Genomic DNA, 1,217 nt, shown 5'->3' with positions numbered 1-1,217 from the left:
GTTCCCGGCCGGCCTCCGGGCGCACTCGGGATACGGGCGGCTGGGGTGGATGCCAGGACGCGGTGCACGTCAGGCCGCCTTGACCTGCAGATGCGCGATCCTGCCGTCGGTTGCGAGCCGGGCGAGGTCCCATCCGGCGAGGGCGAAGACCTCGCCACTGTTGCGGCGGCCGGCCACCGCCCACGAGGCGAGAAGTCCCTCCGGGGTCTCCTCCACGCTCCACACGTGCTTCAGTTCGGCGTTGCGGGCGAGGAAAGCGCGAAAGAAGCCGGTGATGCCGACGGTACCGTCCACCGAGGCCGCGCCGTTGGGCTCGATGGTCGCGTCGGGGGTGAACAGGGCGATCAGTTCGTCGAACGCGGCCCCGTCGTGTCCGGCGAGGTCGGAGAGTTCGAAGTAGCGGTCGAGGATCGTGGGCGCGGTGGTCATGGCGCGATGCTCATTTCGATAATTGGCTAACTGACGAACCGAAACGTACCATCAGGGCATGCCGTACCTCCACCACCCCCGCACCGCCGAGATCGACCTGATCCCCGTCCTGCACGCACTCGCCGACCCGGTCCGCCTCGGAATCGTGACAGCGCTCGCAGACCGGACCGAACTACCGTGCGGCGAGCTTGACTTCGGCATCTCCAAGGCCAGCATGTCGCACCACTTCCGCGTGCTGCGCGAAGCCGGCGTGACCACCACGCGCCAGGACGGCAAGCACCGCCTGATCGCACTTCGGGCCGCCGACCTGGAGCAGCGCTTCCCCGGCCTGATCGGCCCGCTGCTGGACGCCGCCCGACCCTCGACGGTCGGGTAACGGACGCCCTCCCCCGCGGTCCACCGGCGCACCCGGGGAGTCGTCCACCCCCTCGCCGGGCACCCCGGCGCGCTGAGGGCCGCGTGCAGGAAGTGGTGCAGGAAGGGCTTCAGGTAGCGGCCGCGGATCCCGCAGAGGGTACGGCGTGCTCGACGCCGGGCACGCCTTCGACCCCGGCCGTGGGGAACTCGTCAGCGCACGACGATGGTGACCCGCCAGCCGCGGCCTGTGCCGTCCTGGCTGGTCAGCTCGGCGGTTCCGGGCCCGTTGCCGGCGAACAGCGCCGGAGTGACGCCGACCGGCGCGGTCAGCGGGGCTTTGGCGGGGGCCAGCACCTTCGGGTCGGAGCTGGTGACGGCGGACCAGCGGGCAGGGCCGGACGCGGTCAGGAAGACGGTGAGCCGCTGCCCGG

The 1,217-nt window shown here is 71.4% G+C and carries 3 protein-coding genes; 1 reads left to right on the top strand and 2 read right to left on the bottom strand.

Annotation, left to right across the window (positions count from 1 at the left end):
- Positions 1-69 precede the first annotated feature (69 nt).
- Positions 70-429: a nuclear transport factor 2 family protein gene (locus AB0O00_RS40320; RefSeq protein WP_363659633.1), complete on the bottom strand. Its 360-nt coding sequence runs from the start codon at positions 427-429 to the stop codon at positions 70-72.
- A gap of 58 nt (positions 430-487) precedes the next feature.
- Between AB0O00_RS40320 and AB0O00_RS40315 the strand changes: the two genes are divergently transcribed.
- The gene (locus AB0O00_RS40315; RefSeq protein WP_363659632.1) at positions 488-805 is read left to right on the top strand and encodes a helix-turn-helix domain-containing protein; all 318 of its coding nucleotides are present in this window, start codon (positions 488-490) and stop codon (positions 803-805) included.
- 191 nt (positions 806-996) lie between these two features.
- Here AB0O00_RS40315 and AB0O00_RS40310 read toward each other — a convergent pair.
- A partial coding sequence (locus AB0O00_RS40310) for a hypothetical protein (RefSeq protein ID WP_363659631.1) occupies positions 997-1,217 on the bottom strand: 221 nt, incomplete at its 5' end.

This window comes from Kitasatospora sp. NPDC093558 (assembly GCF_040683475.1).
Taxonomy (GTDB): Bacteria; Actinomycetota; Actinomycetes; order Streptomycetales; family Streptomycetaceae; genus Kitasatospora.
Note: the sequence above shows the minus strand (reverse complement) of the source record. Positions and strands in the feature narration are given on the sequence as shown.